The 16,442-nt window shown below is 69.6% G+C and carries 15 protein-coding genes; 7 read left to right on the forward strand and 8 right to left on the reverse strand.

What is annotated here, in order from left to right; genetic code table 11:
* From QHF85_RS33950 to hisA, 4 genes are all read right to left on the reverse strand, one after another.
* The coding region (locus QHF85_RS33950) for a hypothetical protein (RefSeq protein WP_281331555.1) at positions 1–342 on the reverse strand (342 nt) is incomplete at its 3' end.
* A 13-nt stretch (positions 343–355) separates the two neighbouring features.
* Complete coding sequence (pgsA, locus tag QHF85_RS33955) at positions 356–1,048, reverse strand: CDP-diacylglycerol--glycerol-3-phosphate 3-phosphatidyltransferase (RefSeq protein WP_281331556.1); 693 nt, start codon at positions 1,046–1,048, stop codon at positions 356–358.
* Positions 1,038–2,387, reverse strand: a complete 1,350-nt coding sequence (locus tag QHF85_RS33960; RefSeq protein WP_281331557.1) for a tetratricopeptide repeat protein — start codon at positions 2,385–2,387, stop codon at positions 1,038–1,040. Before QHF85_RS33960 ends, pgsA begins: the two co-directional genes overlap by 11 nt.
* A 72-nt stretch (positions 2,388–2,459) precedes the next feature.
* A complete protein-coding gene (gene hisA, locus QHF85_RS33965) occupies positions 2,460–3,182 on the reverse strand; it encodes a 1-(5-phosphoribosyl)-5-[(5-phosphoribosylamino)methylideneamino]imidazole-4-carboxamide isomerase (RefSeq protein ID WP_281331558.1) in 723 nt (240 codons plus the stop codon).
* Positions 3,183–3,238: 56 nt separating this feature from the next.
* On the opposite strand from hisA, the gene QHF85_RS33970 reads away from it, so the two are divergent.
* Positions 3,239–3,535: a DUF2288 domain-containing protein gene (locus QHF85_RS33970; RefSeq protein ID WP_281331559.1), complete on the forward strand. Its 297-nt coding sequence runs from the start codon at positions 3,239–3,241 to the stop codon at positions 3,533–3,535.
* 440 nt (positions 3,536–3,975) lie between these two features.
* On the opposite strand, the gene QHF85_RS33975 is transcribed toward QHF85_RS33970, so the two are convergent.
* Together QHF85_RS33975 and QHF85_RS33980 are read right to left on the reverse strand one after the other, a co-directional pair.
* Positions 3,976–4,509, reverse strand: coding sequence for a hypothetical protein (locus QHF85_RS33975; RefSeq protein WP_281331560.1), 534 nt, complete (start codon positions 4,507–4,509; stop codon positions 3,976–3,978).
* Positions 4,510–4,517: 8 nt separating this feature from the next.
* Positions 4,518–5,894 carry a hypothetical protein gene (locus tag QHF85_RS33980; protein ID WP_281331561.1) on the reverse strand — a complete coding sequence of 459 codons (1,377 nt, stop codon included), beginning with the start codon at positions 5,892–5,894 and terminating at the stop codon, positions 4,518–4,520.
* Between the two features lie 231 nt (positions 5,895–6,125).
* Between QHF85_RS33980 and QHF85_RS33985 the strand changes: the two genes are divergently transcribed.
* The 3 genes from QHF85_RS33985 to QHF85_RS33995 are packed head-to-tail and all read left to right on the forward strand — an operon-like array spanning position 6,126 to position 9,597.
* Positions 6,126–7,772, forward strand: coding sequence for a DUF1592 domain-containing protein (locus tag QHF85_RS33985; RefSeq protein WP_281331562.1), 1,647 nt, complete (start codon positions 6,126–6,128; stop codon positions 7,770–7,772).
* Complete coding sequence (locus QHF85_RS33990; protein ID WP_281331563.1) at positions 7,769–9,145, forward strand: DUF1552 domain-containing protein; 1,377 nt, start codon at positions 7,769–7,771, stop codon at positions 9,143–9,145. The genes QHF85_RS33985 and QHF85_RS33990 overlap by 4 nt, the downstream gene beginning before the upstream one ends.
* A gap of 23 nt (positions 9,146–9,168) precedes the next feature.
* Positions 9,169–9,597, forward strand: a complete 429-nt coding sequence (locus QHF85_RS33995) for a nuclear transport factor 2 family protein (protein WP_281331564.1) — start codon at positions 9,169–9,171, stop codon at positions 9,595–9,597.
* Between the two features lie 3 nt (positions 9,598–9,600).
* Here the strand turns inward: QHF85_RS33995 and hisH are convergent, their stop codons facing one another.
* Positions 9,601–10,245 (reverse strand): imidazole glycerol phosphate synthase subunit HisH, encoded by a 645-nt coding sequence (hisH, locus tag QHF85_RS34000; RefSeq protein WP_281331565.1) that lies wholly within the window; start codon positions 10,243–10,245, stop codon positions 9,601–9,603.
* A 2-nt stretch (positions 10,246–10,247) separates the two neighbouring features.
* Complete coding sequence (hisB, locus tag QHF85_RS34005; protein WP_281331566.1) at positions 10,248–10,835, reverse strand: imidazoleglycerol-phosphate dehydratase HisB; 588 nt, start codon at positions 10,833–10,835, stop codon at positions 10,248–10,250.
* A gap of 48 nt (positions 10,836–10,883) precedes the next feature.
* Between hisB and QHF85_RS34010 the strand changes: the two genes are divergently transcribed.
* From QHF85_RS34010 to QHF85_RS34020, 3 genes are all read left to right on the forward strand, one after another.
* The gene (locus QHF85_RS34010) at positions 10,884–11,648 is read left to right on the forward strand and encodes a hypothetical protein (protein ID WP_281331567.1); all 765 of its coding nucleotides are present in this window, start codon (positions 10,884–10,886) and stop codon (positions 11,646–11,648) included.
* 66 nt (positions 11,649–11,714) lie between these two features.
* Positions 11,715–14,111 (forward strand): endopeptidase La, encoded by a 2,397-nt coding sequence (gene lon / locus QHF85_RS34015; RefSeq protein ID WP_281331568.1) that lies wholly within the window; start codon positions 11,715–11,717, stop codon positions 14,109–14,111.
* 2 nt (positions 14,112–14,113) lie between these two features.
* On the forward strand, positions 14,114–16,438 hold the full coding sequence (locus tag QHF85_RS34020; RefSeq protein ID WP_281331569.1) for a hypothetical protein: 2,325 nt from the start codon (positions 14,114–14,116) through the stop codon (positions 16,436–16,438).
* Positions 16,439–16,442 lie beyond the last annotated feature (4 nt).

The raw sequence follows: 16,442 nt of genomic DNA on the forward strand, positions 1-16,442 counted from the left end.
ACCGGCGCCACCGGCGCCGCCCATGCCACCAGCACCACCGGCGCCGCCTGCGCCACCGGCGCCGCCGGCGCCACCCGCGCCACCCGCGCCACCCGCGCCGCCGACGCCCGTGAGCGCCCCGGGCGTGCACGCGGGCTCGTCACTACCCGTCGACGGGCAGCAGATGTCCGAGCCGCCGAGCAAGACGGTCTTCGACACGCACACGAGGCCGTCTTCGCAGTCGGCGCTGTTGTTGTCGATGCTGCAGGCCTGACCCACGCCCTGATTCGAACACGCCGCGAAGGCGAGGCCCGCGGTGAGGGCGACCAGGACGAACCCAGGAAAGATACGGCGTGAAATCACGCCGGCTCTCTTATCATTTTTCCCGCGCCTGCTCTGGTCCCTCGTACGCCGCCTTGTTCTTCGCGTCGATGGCGTCCACGAAGAGGCTCATGTACCGGCCCGCGCTCCAGAGCGAGAAGACCAGCGACGTGTAGATGAGCAGCCGCCCGACGTGCACCAGGTCGACGACCCCGAAGTCGAAGACGCCGATCGTGAACCAGTAGGGGTAGCCGAGGATCAGGCACACGATCCCGATCATCTGCAGCGCCGTCTTCGTCTTGCCGCCCTCGCCCGCGGCGATGATGATGCCCTCGGACGAGGCGATCGAGCGCAAGGCCGTGATGGTGATCTCGCGCGAGATCAAGAGCACGACGGCCCACGCCGAGATCCGACCCATCGGGACGAGCCAGACCAGCGTGCCCGTGACGATCAGTTTGTCCGCGAGCGGATCGAGGAACTTGCCGAGCACGCTGACGAGGCCCTGCCGTCGCGCGAGCCAGCCGTCGAGCATGTCCGTGATCGCCGCGAGGGCGTAGACGGCCGCGGCCCAGAAGCAGTCGTGGGGGCTGCCGCGCCCGAGAAGGACGAGCACGACCGGGATCATGACGATCCGCGCGAACGTCAGGAGGTTCGGGACGTTCCGCGCGTCCTCCCAGAGCGTTTTCCGTCGCGCGGCCTTGATCTGGCGCAGCGACGCCTTGTCCACCTTCGAGCCGCTAGCGACCATGGAGCAGCACCGTGCCCTCGCCGGAAAACACCACGAAACCCTTCGCCCCGGCCGGCGCCTCGCTCGGCGGCAGCGCCCGCGGAATCACGCGGCCCATCCACCCGAGCACGCTCGGCGCATGCAGCGCCGTGCTCTTGCCCTCGCGGACGTCGAGCGCGAGCATCGGCGCCCGGAGCCGCGCCACGAGCGCACCAGGGCCGCGGAGCTGCACCATCCCGACCGCTTCTCCCTCGCCCACGGGCATGCGGCCGTTCTCGTAGCTCATCGCGCCTTCGAAGCCACCGAGCAGATCCTCGCGCAGGTAGAGCGGCTCTTCCTCCAGGCTGATCGACACGAGCTCGTGATCCGGGGGCGGCGCGAGGACGAGATCGCCGCGCCCCTCGAGCTCGACGAGCGCGTCCCCCTCGCCGCCGAGCGGCTCTTCGAGCGACTTTCCGCGCATCCGGCGCATCATCGCCTTGTGCCGCAGCCCGGTCGCGTACGCCATCGAGCGGACGAGCGAGGGCCGCACGGCAAACCCGCTCGTCGCCGCCACGAGCAGGACGCCGCCCGGGTGCGTCGCGATCTTTCCCTCCGCAGGGAACGTCAACGTGTGGCGTCGACCGAGATCGGTCGGCGAGAGCGGCCCACGCGGCGGCGAATCGGACTTCGTCGCGCCGTTCGTCGTCGCGTTCGCGGCCGGCGTCGCGCGGGCAGGAGGAGGAGGAGGAGGCGCGTCCGCGGCCCCGAGCAGCGCATCCCACCCCGCCGAGATCGACTGCGGCAGCGCGCTCGACGGGTTCAGGTCCATCGTGCGATCGAGCTCCTGGAACGAGCCCGGCGGCAGCGAAGGTTTGCGTTGCGTGTTCGGCGTCCCTCCGGTCGCGTCCATGAGCCGGCGCGCCATCGCGTCGTGGCCGCCGCGCGTGAAGGCATGGAGCGCGCGATCGGTGTCGCCGAGCGCCTGGTACGCGAGGCCGAGGTAGCCCCACGCGCGCTGGTGCCACGCATGCTGCGCGACCACGCGTTCGAGCTCCTGCCGCGCCCGCGCGGGTTGCCCCATCTTCAGGAAGCAGAGCGCGAGGTTGACGCGCGGCTCGAACGACTCCGGGTAGGCCTGGACGAGTTTGTCGTAGATGGCGATGGCCCGCGGATAGAGGCCGAGCCGGAAGTAGACGACGCCGATCAGGTCCTGCCCCTTCGGATCCGCGGGCGCGAGCTCGATCGCTCGTTCGAGCTCGACGCGCGCCTCCAGGACGCGGTTGTCCTGCAGGAGCTCGCCGCCGCGATACAGGTGGAAGAGGAAGTCCTCCCCGGGATCACCCGGGGGAGGGCGCGGCGGGGATGCTCGATCGGCCACGGCGCGAAGGGTACACGATGATCGCCGCGGGAAAAGGGCGCGCGCGGCGTTTCACCCGGAAAGCGGGGTGCGTCAAGGAACGGAGGCCGCCGCCGCGATCGCCTCTTCCAGCGTGAAAACGCGCTCATAGAGCGCGCGTCCCACGATCGCGGCAGCCACGCCCGGGACACGCGCGAGTGTGCGGATGTGCTCGAGGCTGCCGACGCCGCCGGAAGCGATCACGGGAAACCCTCCCTTCTCGGCGAGCGCCGCGGTCGCCGTGACGTTCGGCCCGACCTGCGTGCCGTCCCGCGCAACGTCCGTGTAGAGGAGCGCCGCCACAGGCGCACCCGCGAGATCCTGCGCAACGTCGAGCGCCGTACGCGTCGACGTCTGCACCCACCCCTCCACCGCGACGAACCCATCCTTCGCGTCGAGCGCCACGACCACGCGCCCCGGATGCGCCGTCGCGAGCGCGCGGACCATCCCGAGATCACGAATCGCCGCCGTCCCGAGCACGACCTTGTCCGCGCCGAGCGCGAGGTATTCCTCCGCCGTCTCGGCCGAGCGCACCCCGCCGCCGACTTCCACGCCCGGCCCGAACGCCTGCACGACCGCGCGAACGAGCTCCTTCTGCACGGGCCGACCTTCCCGCGCGCCCTCCAGATCGACGACGTGGAGCGCGTCGACCTTGCCCTCGAGCTTCGCCGCGAGCCCCACGGGATCCGCGTCGTAGACGGTGACCGCGTCGTAGCGCCCTTGATGCAGCCGGACGGCCTTGCCCTCGAAGAGATCGATCGCAGGGAGGATCAGCATCGCGAACCGTGGCCTACGATGGAACCGAGCCGAGGAAAAGCTAGGCTCTCGCCATCATGCGCGAACGCATCGCCGAGACCCTCGGGGACGTCCACTGGGCCGACCTCCGCGCGCACCTCGCGCGCGACGCCGTCATCATCGTCGACGACGCGCTCGATCTGCTCGACGTCGGCGTGGCCCTCGCGAAGAACGACGTGCCCGCCGTCGACGCTTGGATCCGCGAGGGCAAGCTCAAGAAGCCCACGGCCGAGGAGCTCACGGTGTGGTCGCTCGACACGAGCGCGCGCTTCCCTGCCGCCATCGTGCAGCCGTTCGTCCTGATCCGACGGCCCCCCGCGAAAGCGCTCTCCTAGCAGGCTGTTGAGAAACTTGCTGCGCGCCCTGGATCGTTGGTCGTCGTCCTCGGAATACGCCTGTCTTCCTGCGTCCTCCTCCCTAGCTCCAGGGCGCTCGCGGCGTTTCTCAACAGCCTGCTAGGCGCGAGCGCGCGTCTCCAGGTCGCGTGCACGCGACTCCAAGGTCGCGTGCGCGCGTCTCCAAGGTCGCGTGCACGCGTCTCCAAGTCACGTGCGCGCGTGTTCCTCGTCACGAATACGCGTCTCCAGGTCGCGTGCACGCGTCTCCAAGGCGCGTGCACACGTCTCCAAGTCGCGTGCGCACGTGTTCCTACTCACGAACGCGCGTCTTCAAGTCGCGCGCACGCGTCTCCAGGTCGCGTGCGCACGTGTCTTTCGTCACGTGCACGCGTCTCCAGGTCGCGTGCGGGCGTCTCCAGGTCGCGTGCGGGCGTGTCTTACATCCCGCCCATGCCGCCGGCGCCGCCCATGCCACCGGCGCCGCCCATGCCACCGGCGCCGCCCATGCCACCGGCGCCGCCCATGCCGCCCGAGCCCGGGCCCGCGTTCGGATCGAGGCTCTCGATCCAGAGCTTCACGCAGTTGATCTCGAGGTCGCTCATCGATCCGCCGAGCGGCATCTTCAGGCCACACGGCGGCGGATCCACGAGCTTCGCGTAGAGCAGGCTGCCCGCCGCGTCGATCGGGTTCGCCAGGATCACGCTCCCGCACGACTCCGTCCCCGCGACGCTCACGACCCGCGACGCCACATTCGGCGAGGCAAGGTCCACCGTCGTCGAGCCAGCCGCATGGCAGTTCGCCGTGCCGCATTTCGCCGCGAGCATCGCAGGCACGTCCGGGCAAGCGCCGCCGCCCTGGAAGATCGCCTTCTCCTCGTCGGTCAACGTACCCGGACAACCGGCCGCGAGCGCCACGACGAAGGGGGCGGAGAGCGCCGCGACGCAGATACGGAAGAAGCGCGCGTTCATCATCGTCTCCATCAATCCATGTAAGCCAGGCCGAGCCGCACGCCGAAGAACTGATCGAGCGCGCCGCCCGCCACGTACGCATCGCCGAGCACGGGATCGAAGTCCGAGAAGAACCGATCGTAGTGGCCCGTCAGCCGGATCTGCAGCCCCGACTCGAAGCGCACGGCGAGCCCCGCCGTCGCCGTGATTCCATGCACCTTCGGCCCCGAGAACCGATCGTACACCGCGCCCGTCGCGAGCGGCTCGAGCCACTCGAACCCGACCATCGCCGCCACCGGCCCGATGGGAATCCATCCATCGACGCCCGCGCGGATCGCCATGTAGTTCACGTTCGCGACCTGCTCGCCGAGCGCGCCGGGCGCGTCGACCTCGAACGTCTGCAAGCGGAAACCGCCGAGCACGCCGATCACCGGTCCCATCGGCCGCGAGATCGGAATCCGATATTTCAACGCTCCCGTGAGCCGCTGGTAGAGCGTGCCCACCGGCTCGCCCCCCTCCGTCGCGGATTGCAGCCCGAACGCGCGCGCATATCCAAACGAGAGCCCAAGATCGCGCAGCCCCGGCACCGTCGTCATCGCCGCCGGGAACACCTCGACCGAGACGGCCGCCAGGGGCGCGCCGTACACGTCGTACCGCCGCAGGTTGCCCGAGATCCCATCCGAGTACGTGAACACGCGCCCGCCGACCTCGAAGCCGACCTCCGCCGACACGATCGACGAGCCCGCTTGATGCCGCACCCGCGCCGCGGGCTCCTCCTCTTTTGGCTTCGTCTCCGTCGGCGGAGGCGCCGCCGTATCCTTGGGCTCGGGCGGCGGCGGCGGCGCGTACGTCTCGACCGCACTCCCGATCGCCGTGGCGATCGCCTTCCTCCGTTCGTCCTCGGAGCCCTTCAGCGACACCGCCTCGTCCACGGGCGTCGCGTCGTCTTCCGCGTTCACCCACACGAGGTGCACGCGATTCTCGCCGCGCACCTTCTGCACGATCCCCACGAGCACCGCGCCCGCCCCGATGATCGACGCCGCTTGCTGCACGCGCGGCACGAGCCGATCGCGTTGCTTCGGGTTCGTCATCGCAGCGCCGAGCGGCTTCGACTGGCCCGACTTGCGCAGCGCCGCGGAAAACTCCTTCGTCGTGGCGACGACGATTCGATCGGGCAGCGCGGCCTCGATGTCACCGCGCACCGCATCTGCGTCCGGGCCCTCCACATGCACGGCCAGCACCTTCTTCGCCGAAGGCTCCGCAGCCGAGGCCGAAGCGGGCGCGCTCGCCGCCACAAAGCCGAGGAGAGGCGCCGCGAGGCGCGTCAGGAGCGCGAAGCCCCACGCCGCCGCTCGCGTAGATCGCGAGCCATTCGCCGCCCTTCGCGGCACCACGTTCATCGAAAGCACGGCGTGAGCCTACAGGGGCCCCCGCCCAGGGGTAAAGACCTCCGCAAGGACGTCCTCGGTAGCAAAATCCCATGCCATTGCATATTCGTGGGGGCTCCAAGGAAATCGGCGCGGCATTGGATCGGAGGCCGTGCTTGCGCGTTGACGCCCGTGGAGAGCCGGCATACCACCGTCGTTGCCAAAGCCCTGGAGGTGGCCGGCATGGAGATTCTTAGCGCCCCTTCCTCCGTCATGCGCCGCATTCCGACGCTCTTGCGCGCCGGAGCGCTCGTCCTCGCTTGTCTCTTGCCCTCGTGCGTCGGGACGATCGGCGGCTCGTCGGATGATCAAGCAGCCGTTCAATCGATACCCGAGCGCAGCGCCTTCCCGCGTTTGACCCACGCGCAGTGGGAAAACTCGGTGCGCGACGTATTGCGCCTCGAAGCTCCGCCGGGATTCTCGGCGTCGTTCACCGGAGACCCGCTCGGCGGCGTCTTCGACAACAACGAGGCCGTCCTGTCGGTCACGCCGAACCTGTGGGCCGATTACCAGCGCGCCGCCGAGGAGCTCGCGTCGCTCGTCGTCTCGGATCCCGCGAAGGTCGCCGCGCTCGTCCCGCCCGACGAGGGCCAAGGGAACGAGGCCCGCGCCCGCGCCTTCATCGAGGCCGTCGGCAAGCGCGCGTATCGCCGTCCCCTCACGGCCCAGGAAATCGACAAACTCGTCGCGCTCTTCAACGAGGCCCCGTCCCTCATCGACGGCGATCCCTTCCTCGCCGGCGTCGAGCACGTCCTCTCGGCCTTCTTCCAGTCGCCGCATTTCATCTATCGCGTCGAGGGCACGCGCAAGCCGCGCCCCGACGGCCTCATCCCGCTCGGCGCCTACGAGCTCGCGTCGAGGCTCTCGTACCTCCTCTGGAACACGATGCCCGACGAGGTCCTTTTCGAGGCCGCCGCCGCGGGCGAGCTCGACACGAAGGAGGGCCTGCGCGCCCACGCCGAGCGAATGCTCGCCGATCCGCAGGCGCGCGCCGTCGTCCTCTCGTTCCACCGCCAGCTCTTCGACTGGAGGAAGTTCGGCGATCTCTACAAAGATCCGGCCGTCTTCCCCGAGTTCGTCCCCGAGATCGGGCAGGACCTCATCCGCGAGGCCGAGCTCTTCGTCGAGGATGTGGTCTTCGAGCAGGAAGGCGGCTTGAACGAGCTCTTCACCTCGCGCGCTGCATTCGTGAACGACAGGCTCGCGAGCATCTACGAGGTCGAAGCGCCGAACGGCGCCGAGTTCGGCAAGGTCGAGCTCGACCCCGAGAAACGGAGCGGCATCCTCACGCGCGCCGGCTTCCTCGCGGCGAACGGCACGGCCCGCGCGTCGGATCCGATTCACCGTGGCGTCTTCGTGAACCTGCGCGTCCTCTGCGCGCGCTTGCCGCCGCCGCCGAACAACGTCCCGCCGCTGCCGCCCGTCGAGGGGAAGACCACGCGCGAGATCGTCGCCGGCCACACGGGCAAGGGCACGTGCGGCGCCTCGTGCCATGGCACGCTCATCAACCCGGCCGGCTTCGCGTTCGAGAACTACGACGCGATCGGCCGTTACCGCGCCGAGGACAACGGCTTCCCGGTGAACGCCGCGGATGCGTATCCGCTCGGCGGCGGGATGGCGAGCTTCAGCGACGCCATCACGTGGAGCCAGATGCTCGCGGAGAGCCGCGAGGCGAACGAGTGCTTCGCGAAGAACTGGCTCGAGTTCGCCTACGGCAGGGACGCCGAGGTCGAGGACGCCGCGCTCATCACGAAGCTCGGCGACGCCTCGCGCTCGGGCATGTCCGTCAAGGAGCTTTTGCTCGAGCTCATCTCCTCCGACGCCTTCTCGACCCGCCGCCCCGTGGAGGTCGCGCCATGAATCGCCGTCATTTTCTTCGAGGTCTCTTCGGCGTCTCCCTCGCGCTCCCGTTCCTCGAGAGCTTCTCGCCGCGCAAGGCCGAGGCGGGCGCGGGCGACGTCCCTCCGTTCGCGATCTTCATGCGCCAGGCGAACGGCGTCGTGCAGAAGACCGACGACGAACCCGAGATGTTCTGGCCGAATCAGCTCGGCGCGCTCACGACCGAGTCGATGAACGCCGAGAGTGACCGGGCGGTCAGCGAGCTCAGCGCCTATGCTTCGCGCCTCCTCCTGGTGAAGGGCATCAACTTCGCGTTCCCGGGCAACGGCTGCGGCCACTCCGGCGGCGGCAACCAGTGCCTCACGGCGCAGAAGGTCTCGCTCGATCCCGTCGGCAACGAGTCGCTGGCGATGGGCGAGTCGATCGACAACCGCATCGCGCGCGAGCTCAACGCGCCGGGCGTCGAGCCCCTCACGCTCTATGCGGGCAAGAAGTCCGGCTACATCAACGAGGTGCTCTCGTACCGCGAAGCGAAGGTCATCCGCGCGGCCGAGCACAACCCGATCAACGCCTACCAGGCGCTCTTCGGCCTCTCGGACCTCGATCCCGAGGTCCTGAAGCGGCTCGCCGCGCAGCGCAAGAGCGTGAACGACCTCGTGCGCGAGCAGATGCAATCGCTCATGACCCGTGGCGATCTCGGCAAGGCCGATCGCGACCGATTGGAGCTTCATTTCCAGTCGATCCGCGACCTCGAGATCGGCCTCTCGTGCAAGCTCACGCCCGAGGAGGTCGCGGCGATGGAGGCGATGAGCCCGGACGCGCGGTCGAACGACAACCTGGAGAAGGTCGCGCGGATGCAGATGGACATCATCGCGCTCGCGATGGCGTGCGGCGTGACGCGCGCCGCGACGCTCCAGATCGGCGACGGCAACGACAGCACCGAGTATTACATCAACGGCGTCCGGCAGAAGAGCTACCACAAGATCTCGCACCGCATCGACAGCGACGGCTCCGAGGGGCCGCCGATCGAGGGCGCGTATCTGCTCCACCACGAGATCGACCGCATCCACGCGCGGCTGTTCAAGTACATGCTCGACAAACTCGCGGCCTACGATTTCGGCTCCGGATCGCTGCTCGATTTCGGCGTCGCGGTCTGGCTGAACGATCTGTCGAACAAGTACCACTCGTATAACGACGTCCCGTACGTCCTCGCGGGCGGCGCGAACGGCTACCTGAAGACGGGCCAGTACGTCGACGTGAACGGCGTGCACAACGGCCGCCTGCTCGGCACGATCGGCGCCGCCCTCGGCTGCAAGAACGGCGCGGGGGGCCCGCTCGACGATTTCGGCGACCCCGAGCTGCCGAAGGGCATGCTCACCGAGATCATCGCGTAACCTGAAATGGTATATCGGGCAGCATGCCCACGCTGCCCGAGCGCATCCTCACGCTCTTCGCCACCTACCACATCCGCCGCGAAAAGATCCTGGCGGACCTCGACGCGATCTACGCGCCCGACGTCCGTTTCGTCGACCCTTTCAACGACGTCACGGGCAAGGATCGCTTCCTCCGCATCAACGAGAACCTCTTCAAGCGCCTGCGGGAGATGCGCTTCGACGACCTCGAGCTCGTCGGCGCGGAGCCCCATTTCATGCTCTCGTGGACCGCGACGATCGAAGGCGCGCTCGGCGTCACGATCACGGCCCCGGGCGTGAGCGAGTTCCGTTCGGAGAGCGGCGTCATCGTCTACCACCGCGATCACTGGGACGTGCTCTCGTCGATGGCCGCGAGCGTCCCCGGCGTCCGAAAGCTCTATCCGCGCCTCACCGCAATGCTCTTCGAGCGGTAATCGTTACGCCGCGACGAACGCCCCGAGCAGCGCGAGCCCCGCGCCCTGGCTCTTCTCGGGGTGGAATTGCACGGCCGTCACGTTGTCCCGCGCGACCGCCGCCGTGACCACGTTCGGCCCGTGCGTCACCGTCGCCACCACGATCGACGGATCCTCCGGCACCGCGTGATAGCTGTGCACGAAGTACACGTGCGGCGCCTCCGCTCCAAACGCGCCGAGCGCGCCTGCGGGCGCGCCCTTCATCTCCAGCCGATTCCACCCGATGTGCGGGATCTTCACCACGTCCGCGCTCGCGCCCGGATCGAGCCTCCGCACCGCGCCGCGGAACACGGCGAGCCCCGCGGCCCCCGGCGCCTCCTCGCTCGTCTCGAACAGCGCTTGCAGCCCCAAGCAAATGCCGAGATAGGGTTTGCCTTGGCGAACGGCCTCGCGCAGCGCCTCGCCGATCTCGCCCGCGAGCGCCGCCGCGCAATCGCGGAACGCGCCTTGCCCGGGCACGACGATCTTGTCCGCGCCGAGCACGTCCTCGGGCCGCCCGCTGCGAACGACGTCGCAAGCGACGCCGCGATCCTCGGCCGCGCGGGTGATCGCCCGCTCCACGCTGCGCAGGTTCCCCATCCCGAGATCGACGACCACGACCCGCATCATGGCTAGAGGCTCCCCTTCGTCGAAGGCACGCCGGCCACGCGGGGATCGATGCGCGTCGCTCGCATCAGCGCCTTCGTGAACGCCTTGAAGCTGATCTCGATGATGTGATGCAGGTTCTCGCCCTCGTGCATTTTGAGGTGCAAGTTGCACTGGGCCGACCGGGCGAACGCTTCGAAAAACACCGGCACGAGCTCCACGTCGAACGTCCCGACCTTCGCCTTCGGCAGGGGCACGCGAAACACGAAATACGGACGACCCGAGAGATCGAGCGCGCACGTCACGAGCGCCTCGTCCATGGGCAACGTCGCCTCGCCGTAACGAGCGATGCCGGCCTTGTCTCCGAGGGCTTGCGCGACGGCCGAGCCGAGCACGATGCCGAGGTCCTCGGTCGTGTGGTGCCCGTCGATCTCGACGTCGCCCTCGGCTTCGACGGTCAGGTCGAACAGCCCGTGCCGGGCGATCTGATCGAGCATGTGCGAGAGGAACGGCAGCGGCGTCGTGATGCGGCTCTTGCCGGTCCCGTCCAGATCGATCTCGACGGCGATGCGGGTCTCGTGGGTCGTCCGTGCCACCCGGGCAACACGCGGCATGGCCGGCATCGTAGCTCCTTTCGGCCCGAAATGTGTTATGCCCGCCTCGTGAAGCTCTCCGCCTGGCTCGTCGCCCTCGCGCTCCTCGGCGTCGCCTGCAGCCCGAGCACCCTCGTCCAGCAAGGGCCCAGCGACACGCTCCGCGCCTACGCGCGCGCGCTCGAAGAAGGCCGCGTCGACGACGCCTACCGCCTGCTCTCCGACGACGCGAAGCGCTCGATGTCGCTCGAAGCGTTCCGCCGCGCCGTGAAGGAGAGCCCGGACGAGGTCATCGAGATCGCCCGCGCCGTCTCGCGCCCCGCGAGTGATCCGCTCGTCACGGCGACGGTGAACCTGCCGAACGGCGATGAGCTGCTCCTCGTGTACGAGGACGGCAAATGGCGCATCGACGCCGCCGCGATCGACCTCTACAGCCAGGCCACGCCGCGCCAGGCGCTCGCGGGCTTCCTGCGGGCCTTCGAGCGCAAGCGGTACGACGTCATCCTCCGCTACGTCCCCGACGCCGAGAAAGAGGGCATCGCCCTCGGCGAAGAGGCCGCGCCCGCGGCGCCGAACGAGGCCGCGCCGCCGGCGGGAAAAACCGAAGCCCTCGCGCCCAAGGCGACTGGCACCGAGCTCACGGCGGAGAAACTCCGCACGGCCTGGGAAGGCCCGCAGAAGGACCAGATCAACCGGATTGTCCAGGCCATCCGCACCGCGCTGCCGACGGCCGTCATCGAGGAGACCGGCGACAGCGCGTCGATGTCCTACGGCGCCGGCGGTACGGTCGCCCTGGTCCGCGAGCACGGGCTCTGGAAAATCCGCGACTTCTGACGCGACCCACGCGGGGCCTGCGCGTTACGAGCGGGTCCGCAAAAAATGTACTAGGGTGTCGCGCGTATGGCCTCGAACGGCGCGCCCCCCTCTCGACCGCCCTCTTCCTCGGGTGAGGATAGCGTCCCGATCCTCCCGCTGCGGAATTCCGTATTGTTCCCGATGTCGGTCGTCCCGATCAACGTCGGGCGTCCCCGCAGCGTCCGGCTCGTGGAGGATCTCCTCGGCCGCGAGCGGGCCCTCGTCGGCGTGATCAGCCAGCGTTCGCCGGAGATCGACGAGCCGACCTTCAAGGAGCTCTACACGGTCGGCACCATCGCGCGCGTCGTGAAGGTGATCCGCCTCGGACCGAGCAACTACTCGGTCGTCCTGAACGGGCTCGGTCGCTTCCGCGTGAAGAACATCGTCGCGCTCGAGCCGTACATGCGCGCGAAGATCGAGCGCATCCCCGAGTCGCTCGTCCGCGACGTCGAGCTCGACGCGCTCGGCACGGGCCTGCGCGAAGCGACGCGCGAGGTCCTGCAGCTCATGCCGAACTTGCCGCGCGACACCGCGGGCATCCTCGACAACGTCCGCGAGCCCGGCGCGCTCGCCGACCTCATCGCCTCGAACTTCCCGCAGGCGCAAGCGTCCGTCGCCGACAAGGAAGAGATCCTCGAAGCCTTCGACGTGAAGGCCCGCGTGCGGCTCGTGCTCGCGATGGTGGGTCGTCAGCTCGAGGTCCTCCGCGTGAAGAAGGAGATCTCCTCCATGGTCCAGGAGGAGATGGGCAAGAGCCAGCGCGAGTACATCCTGCGCCAGCAGATGAAGAGCATCCGCGAGGAGCTCGGCGAGGCGGGGGAGGACGACGAGATCGAGGAGCTGCGCGAGCGCGTGCGCCGCGCGAAGGTCCCGGCCGACGTCGAGAAGGTCGTGAAGAAGCAGCTCGGCCGCATGCGCTCGATGGCGCAGCAGTCGGCCGAGTACAACGTCACGCGGACCTACGTCGAGTGGATCGCGGACCTGCCGTGGTCGAAGACGACGGTCGATCGCATCAGCGTGCAGGAGGTGCGTCGTTGCCTCGACGAGGACCACATGGGCCTCGAGAAGGTGAAGAAGCGCATCGTCGAGTACGCCGCGATCCGGCAGCTCCGGGCCGACAAGAAGGGCCCGATCCTGCTCTTCATCGGGCCGCCCGGCGTCGGCAAGACCTCGCTCGGCCGCTCGATCGCCCGCGCGATGGGCCGCCAGTACGAGCGCATCGCCCTCGGCGGCGTGCGCGACGAGGCGGAGGTCCGCGGCCACCGCCGCACGTACGTCGGCGCGTTGCCGGGCCGCATCCTGCAAGCGCTGAAGAAGGCCGGCACGAAGAACCCGGTGCTCGTCCTCGACGAGGTCGACAAGATGGGCGTCGATCTGCGCGGCGATCCGGCGGCGGCGCTGCTCGAGGTGCTGGATCCGGAGCAGAACGCGACCTTCCAGGATCACTACCTCGACATGCCGTTCGACCTGTCGCAGGTGATGTTCCTGGCCACGGCGAACAACCGCGAGACGATCCCGCCGGCGCTCTTCGACCGCATGGAGGTCATCGAGGTCCCGGGCTACACGCGCACGGACAAACTCGGCATCGCGCGCGAGTTCCTCGTGCCGAAGCAGCTCTCGGCGCACGGCCTCACGGACGAGCGGCTCGAGTTCACCGAGCCCGGCATCGCCACGTTGATCGACCACTACACGCGCGAGGCCGGCGTGCGCGGGCTCGAGCGTGAGATCGCGGCGGTCTGTCGCGCCACGGCGGTCAAGCTCGCCGAGGGCAACGCCGTGATCGAAGTGGTTTCGCCCGAGCACGTCGAGAAGGTCCTCGGCCCGCACAAGCACCGGCCGGAGATCGCCGAGCACAACCTCGAGCCCGGCGTCGCGACGGGCCTCGCCTGGACGCCCACGGGCGGCGAGATCCTCTTCATCGAGGCCACGAAGATGCCCGGCAAGGGCAACGTCGTGCTCACCGGCAACATGAAGAACGTGATGCAGGAGTCCGCCACGACGGCCGTCTCCTTCGTCCGCAGCAAGGCCGGCGAGCTGCACCTCGATCCCGAGTGGCTGAAGAACATCGACCTGCACGTGCACATCCCGAAGCACGGCACGCCGAAGGACGGGCCGAGCGCGGGCGTGACGATGTTCACCGCGGTCTGCTCGCTCCTGCTCGGCTGCCCGGTGCGCTCGGACGTCGCGATGACGGGCGAGATCTCGCTGCGCGGCCGCATCATGGGCGTGGGCGGCGTGAAGGAGAAGCTGCTCGCCGCGCACCGCGCGGGCATCAAGCACGTCATCATCCCCGCGAGGAACCGCAAGGACCTCGAAGACGTGCCGCAGGACATCCTCGACGAGGTGAAGGTGACGCTCGTCAACGCGATGGATGAGATCCTCCCGCTCGTGCTCGAACCGCCGCGACAGACGTCCGTGAGCACGCCGCCGCCCCTGGCGTGAGCGTGAACTTCAAACGACTCGCGAGCGCGCGGCCGTCCTCGATCGGGATCGGGGCGGTCGTGCTGCTCGTGGGCGCGATCGGGTTCCTGCCGCTCTTCGACGGGCCCGGCTACGAGAGCGCGCTCGCCGCGGGGCTCGTCGTGCCGAGCGCAGTCGCGATCACGACGGCACTCGAGACCAGCAAGGCGCGCCCGGCGCCGTTCGACGCGTTCGCTTCGGGCCTCGCGCGGGGCGCGCTCTTCGCGGGCGTCGCGTGGCTCGTCACGATCGTCCACGGCCTGCGCGCGGGGTTCTGCGATCCGCTCGCGGGATCGGTCCTGTTCGCGCTCGGCCCCGGGGTCGGCGCGCTCCTCGCGGGCGCGTGGGGCGCGGCGGCGGGCGAGATCGCGGGGCGCGTGAAGCGGAGGCGTCTCTGCGCGGTCCTCGTCGCGCTCGCGGCGCCGCTCGTGTCCGTGGGCGTCTCGCTCGTCCGCTTCTACACGAGCCCGATGGTCTTCGCGTACGACCCGTTCGTCGGCTACTTCAGCGGCAGCCTCTACGACACGGTCATCAACGCCTCGGGGCTCTACGCGTACCGGGCGGGATCGGCCGCGACGCTGCTCGCGGGCGCCGTGCTCGCGTCGCACCTCGCGCGCACGGACGAAGGCAAGCTCGCGTGTCGCTCGATCGGCCGGCCGAGCGCGATCGTGCTCGGCGTGCTCGCCGCCGCGGCGAGCCTCGGGATGACGTACCTCGGCCACCACCTCGGGCACTGGCACACGCCCGCGAGCATCGCCGAGACGCTCGGCGGCAGGGTCGAGAGCGAGCGTTGCGACGTCGTCTACCCGCGCGGCATGGCCCGCGAGGACGCGCTGCGCTTCGCGCGGGATTGCACTGCGCACGTCATCGCGCAGGAGGCGTGGCTGGAGACGAAGGGGCCCGCGAAGATCACCGCGTACCTCTTCGCCGACCCCGCGCAAAAAGGCGCGCTCATGGGCGCGGCCGACACCTACATCGCCAAGCCTTGGCGGAACGAGGTCTACGTCCAGCAGAACGGCTATCCGCACCCCGTGCTCGGCCACGAGATCGCGCACGTGATGGCCGGATCGTTCGGGCGCGGGCCGTTCCGCATCGCCGGCAGCTTCGGCGGCCTCTTGCCGAACCCCGGTCTCATCGAGGGCATCGCCGTCGCGACCTCGCCGCACGAGGGCGCGCTCTCGGCCCGCGAGTGGGCGAAGGCCATGAAGGATCTCGGCAAGCTCCCGAAGCTCTCGCGCCTCTTCGCGCTCGGGTTTCTCGGGGAAAACTCCAGCGTCGCGTACACGGCGAGCGGCGCGTTCGTGGGGTTCGTCAAGGAACGTTACGGCGCGGCGGCGGTGCGCGCGTGGTACGGCGGAGGATCGCTCCCGGAGATCACGGGCGCGAGCTGGGACGAGCTCGAGCGGTCGTTCCACGAGGATCTCGATCGGGTGGCGCTCCCCGAGGCGGCCATGGCCCAGGCGCGCGCGCGCTTCGAGCGGCCCGGGATCTTCGGCCGGCGCTGCCCGCACGTCGTCGACGCGTGCCGCAAGCGCGCCGAGGAGGACAAGGCCCGCGGCGACGACGAGGGCGTGATCGAGGCCCTCCGCGAGGCCCTCGCGCTCGATCCCGGCGAGAGCGGAGCGCGCGTCTCCATCGCCCGCGCCCTCGTTCGGCTGGGCAAACCCAACGCGGGCAAAGCCGAGCTCCAGGCGATCGCCGACGAGGCGCGCTTCCCGCGCCACATCCGGGACCGCGCCCTGGAGGAGCTCGGCGACATCGCGCTCGCCGAGGGCGATCACGAGCGCGCGATGGTGCATTATCGCGAGGTCATGTCCCGCACCGTCGACGAGGACCAGCTCCGCACCCTCGACGTGAAGCTCGAAGCCGCCGAGAGCCCGCGTGGCAAGGACGCGATCGTCGCCCTGCTCGTGGGCACGGCGGGCCGCGGCCCCGACAAGGTGCGCGCCGCGGAGGAGCTCGGCGCCTGGGCCGCGAGCTCCCCGGACGAGGGCCTGCCCGATTACCTGCTCGCGCGCGGGTACGTGGGCAGCGGCGACTTCGCCGAGGCCGCTCGAAGGCTCGATCGGGCGCTCGGGCGTCGCCTCGCGATCGGCCGGGTCGCGGCGGAGGCCGAGCGCCTGCGCCTGGTCACGGCCTGTGCGCTCGAAGACCGCGCCACCGCCGAGCGGATGACGCTCGCCTACGTCGCGCGGAAAGAGGTGCCACGCGCGCGACGCGAAGCCGCGGCGAGCTTGTATGCTCGTTGCACGGGCGCAGCCGCGCCGGCCGTCCCCGAGGCCACGAAGGCCGGGGGCGCGCTTCCATGAGGGA

The sequence above is a fragment of the Polyangium sp. 6x1 genome (genome assembly GCF_029946515.1).
GTDB lineage: Bacteria > Myxococcota_A > Polyangia > Polyangiales > Polyangiaceae > Polyangium.

Bases quoted from the DNA above. Each gene is read 5' to 3' on its own strand.
- QHF85_RS33995 (WP_281331564.1), top strand. From the start codon at position 9,169: ATGCCCACGCTGCCCGAGCGCATCCTCACGCTCTTCGCCACCTACCAC.
- lon (WP_281331568.1), top strand. From the start codon at position 11,715: ATGGCCTCGAACGGCGCGCCCCCCTCTCGACCGCCCTCTTCCTCGGGT.
- hisA (WP_281331558.1), bottom strand. From the start codon at position 3,182: ATGCTGATCCTCCCTGCGATCGATCTCTTCGAGGGCAAGGCCGTCCGG.
- hisB (WP_281331566.1), bottom strand. From the start codon at position 10,835: ATGCCGCGTGTTGCCCGGGTGGCACGGACGACCCACGAGACCCGCATC.
- QHF85_RS33985 (WP_281331562.1), top strand. From the start codon at position 6,126: ATGCGCCGCATTCCGACGCTCTTGCGCGCCGGAGCGCTCGTCCTCGCT.
- QHF85_RS33990 (WP_281331563.1), top strand. From the start codon at position 7,769: ATGAATCGCCGTCATTTTCTTCGAGGTCTCTTCGGCGTCTCCCTCGCG.
- hisH (WP_281331565.1), bottom strand. From the start codon at position 10,245: ATGATGCGGGTCGTGGTCGTCGATCTCGGGATGGGGAACCTGCGCAGC.
- QHF85_RS33970 (WP_281331559.1), top strand. From the start codon at position 3,239: ATGCGCGAACGCATCGCCGAGACCCTCGGGGACGTCCACTGGGCCGAC.
- QHF85_RS33975 (WP_281331560.1), bottom strand. From the start codon at position 4,509: ATGATGAACGCGCGCTTCTTCCGTATCTGCGTCGCGGCGCTCTCCGCC.
- pgsA (WP_281331556.1), bottom strand. From the start codon at position 1,048: ATGGTCGCTAGCGGCTCGAAGGTGGACAAGGCGTCGCTGCGCCAGATC.